Genomic DNA, 4,482 nt, shown 5'->3' with positions numbered 1-4,482 from the left:
GAACCCTGCCCGGTTTTCGCGCCGGCCAAGTCCGCCCGAGATGCCGACCGTATTCTTCATCAACGAACCGGTCTCGGAATCGCAGATCAACTGAACGTCACTGTCTCACTTGACTTGACACATAGCGATCGGCAATCCCCTGACTGGGATGAATGGACGCGTCGTTGACAAACCGCTCGTTGCCCTCACGAAGGGACTTCCAAGCAGACACCGGACTCGAACGTGGCATTCATTCATTGTGCACACGACCAGGAACGCCGTGCGCTGGGGGTTGAAACAGGACTTCTCCGCACGTTTCTCGCCTCCCCGCGGCGATGAGCATTTGGAAGCGCGAGTACCTCCCGCACCTGATGATGGAGTGCATGAAACGCATGTATACGGTCGGCCACTCGACACACCCGTTCGACGAATTCGTCGAACTTCTCCGCGCCCACGATGTAGAACAAGTCGTCGACGTCCGCTCCGTCCCCCAATCGCGTCACAACCCCCAGTTCGGACACGATGCCCTCACCAAAGCCCTCCCCAGCCAGGGCATTCGTTATCAATGGATCGAGAGGCTCGGAGGACTGCGCCACACCACGAAAAACTCCATCAACGGCGCCTGGCGCAACACCTCGTTCCGCGGCTACGCCGACTACATGCAAACAGAGCCCTTCCAAGAAGGCATCGACCAATTATGCACCGCCGCAACCGGAGCCGTCACCACGATCATGTGCGCCGAAGCCGTCCCGTGGCGATGCCACCGATCGATGATCGGCGACGCCCTACTCCTACGCGACTACCAGGTCCTCGACATCATGAGCCCCACCTCAGCCAAACCACACACCATGACATCATTCGCGAAAATCGACGGAACACGCATCTGGTACCCACCCGATCCTTCAGAATAGGCCGCTTATGCCCGATGTTCGTTGCCGCGCCGAACCACCACCACTCCTGCCCGGCCGGGGATTGTTAGGGGCGCTCCTCACGCCGCGTTGCTACGCATACTGCAGGGCCCGGAGACCGTCTGCGCGAGCGCAAGTCTTCATCCCTCTGCCTTGACAGGGCAACCGAGCGAAGTCCCGCCCGAACGGAGAATCGGCCGCTGCGGACACCATCCTCCTGGCTGAAACAGAGTATGTGACAACTGCGTCGACTGACTTCACTGTGGGGTGCAACACGGGCCCCCACGCGACTTGCAGGCGTGATCCGCCGATCCGAAAACTTCGTTGCAGGGATGGACGAGGTTCGAACGGATCACCCATCACCGTCCACCGTCCAACTGGCGGTGACGTGACGTCTTCATTCCCCGCTCACCCGTGCCAACCGGATCAGAGCCCCCAGTCACAGTCGGCACCATCACGCGAAGGCTGCCACCCGGCGCCCGCCGATCCAGCACTGCGGTCGTGGTGGAGACGGCCGGAATTGCAGCACAGATTGAGGCGCAGCCGAACAGATCGCTAAAACCAGTTAACGAGCCACGCCCCCACGTCCGTCGACACCGCCTCCACGAGATCTCGGGTCCGTCGACTATTCTGGAGATACCAGGAGGTGAAGTTCCATGACCGAGTTGCAGAAGACCAAACATCGAGTGAAGACGATCCGGGCTATCCGCAAGAGCACCGAACTCGAGGGCGCCCGCAGCACCGCCGCCACCCGCACGGACCAGCTCGCCTACGCGCGCGGAACGATCACCGCGACTGAGCTCGGCGATCGGGTTCGCCGCCGGTACAACGTCCAGTAACCAGTGCAGCATCCGTGGAATACCGGTGACCTCGAGACGGACTGGCAGGGCTACTTCATCCCCGGCACGGACGTTCTACGTAACCGTGTGGGCGCCGACGCGATCGAGGCGCTCAGCGATGCAGAGAACGATCTTGTCGAAGCCCGAATAATCGAACTTCGTGAATCCCCCGGACTCCTCGGGGACCGAACCTATGACCTTACGTTCCTTCAGGCCATCCACCGTCAGCTCTTCCAAGATGTGTACCTCTGGGCCGGCGACGTGCGCACTGTGGGTACAGAGAAGGGCAACCAGTCGTTCTGCCCGCCAGGCAATATTCATCAGGCGATGGATCATGTCGCGTTCGAGATATACGAATGTACACAGCTCGCGACGGTGAGTGAGGTGGGCCTTGCGCGCAAAATCGCATACTTGTACGACTACGCGAACTCTGCGCACCCCTTTCGGGAGGGCAATGGCCGGGCAACTCGCGAGTTCTTCGACCTGCTTCTCTCGGAACGTGGGGCCGGACTCGATTGGCAGAAGACCGACGACGACGAGTTGCACGGTGCGTGCCACACCGCCCGGGCCGAATCCGACAGGAGCGGGCTCATCGAGATGTTCACAAAGATCCTCGACGACGAGCCGGCGTATGAATTCTGACTGTGCTGTACCCGAGCCGATACAGGGGTTGACCCGTCTCACCCACCCCCTTCGCTTTTGAACCCCTAGACAGACCAGAGGCAGCACGGCGGGCGAGCTCGACAGGCGCGTCCGTTCGATCATCTTCGGTGACATCGACTTTCCGTCGGCCCCTGCGGCCCCAGACCGTGAGCTGGTCCCCAAGTGGTCCACACTCAGGTCGGGGCGCCTGCGGTCATCATCTCTGTTCACTGCACCGAAGACAACTATCCCATCGCAAAGACAGTGGTACGCGATGACACGACGCCACAGCGTACGACGAACCTGGATCGTCGCCGGAGGTTGCGTAGTTCTTCGAAACACACCCTGCCCCCGCCGCACCGACCGACGCCGTCTTCTCCGTCCCTGTTGCGGCACAACGATATTAACGTCGATAGTTCGCTGTGCACCGGCGAGAACCACAAATCCGGATCAGGCTCCAGGACCCTCTGACACGGTCCAGACCATCATCCTGACATGAACACAAGCTTCACCTCGTTGAGGAAGGACGCCCTCCCCAATTGTCCACAGCGAGGACCTGCACAGGCCGGACCCCACTGTCACGCGACCGAGAAGCTCTCGAAGAAAGACTGCACCAGGCGATCACCGCAAAGAGAGGACACTCGGACCACGTTCGGTCCTGTGCTGAATAAGTCGGTTGAACCTGTCGAGTGCTCTCTCACGCGGACTCGACAGGTTGCGACGTGCAACGATGCTGACATTACCGCGGGTCAGCGATGCCCGCGTCGATGATGGACCGCTTCTGTTCCATCCCGATCGCCCTCATGCGCGACTCCGTGGGATCGTCGGGGAGTGTCCGATTAACGGTGGATCCGACCTTGATGTCGGTTAGTTACCGTTCAGGGTGATGCGTCCTTCGAAGGTGATCGCAAACGCATTGAGCGCGGGCTTCCACCTCATTGCCCATCGTGCCTTACCTTTCCCTGTCGGGTCCAGAGCACGCGTGGCCAAGTACAAGCATTTGAGCGCCGCCTGCTCAGTCGGGAAGTGCCCACGCGCCCGTACTGCGCGCCTGTAGCGAGCGTTGACAGACTCGATCGCGTTCGTCGAGCAGATGACGCGCCTGATCTCGACGTCGTAGTCCAGGAACGGAACGAACTCACTCCACGCGTTGTCCCACATCTTGATAATCGCTGGATACTGCTGCCCCCATTTCTGCGTGAACTCAGCGAATCGTTCCCTGGCCGCAAACTCCGACGGAGCGGTGTAGACAGGTTTGAGATCACGCGCCATCGCATCCCAATATTTACGAGAGGCAAAGCGAAAAGTGTTGCGTATCAGATGAATAATGCACGTCTGCACCACAGCGAGTTCCCAGACGGTGTTGATCGCTTCAGGCAATCCTTTGAGTCCGTCGCACACAACGATGCAGACGTCCGCCACACCACGGTTCTTGATCTCGGTCAGGACCGAGAGCCAGAACTTTGCGCCCTCTCCGCCCTCGCCGGCCCAGATCCCGAGGATGTCGCGTTCGCCATTGACGGTGACGCCGATCGCGACATACATCGGCCGGTTGGTGACCTGCCCATCGCGAACCTTCACGTGCACCGCATCGATGAACATCACCGGATACACCCGATCAAGTGGCCGGTTCTGCCACTCCGTCATTTCCCCGACGACCTTGTCGGTGATCCGCGAGATCGTGTCCTTCGACACCGACGCTCCGTAAATATCTTGAAAGTGCGCGGATATCTCGCCGGTCGTCAAACCCTTTGCCGTCAATGACAATACGATCTCATCGATACCCGTCAAGCGTCGCTGACGCTTCTTAACAATCTGCGGGTCGAACGAAGAATCGACGTCGCGTGGCACTTCGATCTCCACCGGCCCGATCTCAGTGAGCACCGTCTTCGAACGGGTACCGTTCCTCGAGTTGCCGCTGCCGCGGCCGGCGGCATCGTGCTTCTCGTAGCCCAGGTGCTCGGTCATCTCCGCGTCTAACGCGGTCTCTAGTGCGGTGTTCTTGAAGTTTTTCGACGGTCGGCTTTCGCGAGTATCTGCTCGGCGGTTTTCGTCCAGATGAATGGCTGCGCTCGTGGGTTCCACCCGTTGATGAAGTCCCGAATCTTGGCGGT

At 60.0% G+C, this 4,482-nt stretch carries 3 protein-coding genes and 2 pseudogenes; 3 read left to right on the top strand and 2 right to left on the bottom strand.

Annotation, left to right across the window (positions count from 1 at the left end; translation table 11 throughout):
* Positions 1–124 precede the first annotated feature (124 nt).
* Positions 125–229, bottom strand: a pseudogene (locus G8767_RS36190) (carbonic anhydrase); the annotation flags it as partial.
* Positions 230–371: 142 nt separating this feature from the next.
* On the opposite strand from G8767_RS36190, the gene G8767_RS34900 reads away from it, so the two are divergent.
* From G8767_RS34900 to G8767_RS34890, 3 genes are all read left to right on the top strand, one after another.
* The gene (locus G8767_RS34900; protein WP_240953006.1) at positions 372–890 is read left to right on the top strand and encodes a DUF488 domain-containing protein; all 519 of its coding nucleotides are present in this window, start codon (positions 372–374) and stop codon (positions 888–890) included.
* Between the two features lie 653 nt (positions 891–1,543).
* On the top strand, positions 1,544–1,726 hold the full coding sequence (locus G8767_RS34895) for an antitoxin VbhA family protein (protein ID WP_166814240.1): 183 nt from the start codon (positions 1,544–1,546) through the stop codon (positions 1,724–1,726).
* 3 nt (positions 1,727–1,729) lie between these two features.
* The gene (locus tag G8767_RS34890) at positions 1,730–2,368 is read left to right on the top strand and encodes a Fic/DOC family protein (RefSeq protein ID WP_166814238.1); all 639 of its coding nucleotides are present in this window, start codon (positions 1,730–1,732) and stop codon (positions 2,366–2,368) included.
* A gap of 867 nt (positions 2,369–3,235) precedes the next feature.
* Here the strand turns inward: G8767_RS34890 and G8767_RS34885 are convergent.
* A pseudogene (locus G8767_RS34885) lies at positions 3,236–4,366 on the bottom strand (IS256 family transposase); the annotation flags it as partial.
* Between the last annotated feature and the right edge of the window lie 116 nt (positions 4,367–4,482).

This window comes from Rhodococcus sp. IC4_135, from assembly GCF_011602025.1.
GTDB classification, from domain to species: domain Bacteria; phylum Actinomycetota; class Actinomycetes; order Mycobacteriales; family Mycobacteriaceae; genus Rhodococcus_F; species Rhodococcus_F baikonurensis.
Note: the sequence above shows the minus strand (reverse complement) of the source record. Positions and strands in the feature narration are given on the sequence as shown.